The following is a 539-nucleotide window of genomic DNA, read 5'->3' as shown; positions in this document are numbered from 1 at the left end:
GAGCATTGAATTCTTCCGGCTTTTTCCCCTGCTCCGGACGCATTCGGGATAGCTGAGATAGGCCCTGCTTCCCACTTCTTCCAAAGCGGTCGATCTCTCGCCCGATCCTGGATACTGGCGTTCTCAGCCCCTGCGCATCCTTGATCCGCCACACTTTCCTTTCCAATGTGTGCAGCGTGGGTTCGGCCTTTTCTTTCATCTTGATATCTCGCATGGCTTCACCTCTTTTAAGCAAAAAGGCTGCTTTGTACATTGACAAAGCAGCCTTTTTCTCAAATTTCTCCTTCACCGGGCTTGGTGGTCATCAGCTTGTAAAGGTCGGTGTCCTTTGGGAACACATTTTTAAAGGGCACGATACTGCTGCCCACTTTGATCAGACCATTGCCCACCTGGGATGTACTGATGTGATCCATCTGAGCCTTGGAGATCCTCAGCAGCTTGGACAGTTCCTGCTGATCGGAAGCCGACTGGGTAAACAACAGCAGAAACTCACTGTTGGCAAACATCATTCGGGCTGTGTTGGAATTGAGACATTCCTC

1 protein-coding gene and 1 pseudogene are annotated in these 539 nt (G+C 50.5%); both read right to left on the bottom strand.

The features are described from left to right. A partial coding sequence (locus KQI26_RS15185) for a hypothetical protein (RefSeq protein ID WP_216505062.1) occupies nucleotides 1-253 on the bottom strand: 253 nt, incomplete at its 3' end. 19 nt (nucleotides 254-272) lie between these two features. Beyond that, a pseudogene (locus tag KQI26_RS15180) lies at nucleotides 273-539 on the bottom strand (VirB4-like conjugal transfer ATPase); the annotation flags it as partial.

The organism is Intestinimonas sp. MSJ-38, assembly GCF_018917925.1.
GTDB lineage: Bacteria > Bacillota > Clostridia > Oscillospirales > Butyricicoccaceae > Pseudobutyricicoccus.
The sequence above is the reverse complement of the archived record's forward strand: the minus strand, read 5'-3'. Positions and strand labels throughout refer to the sequence as shown.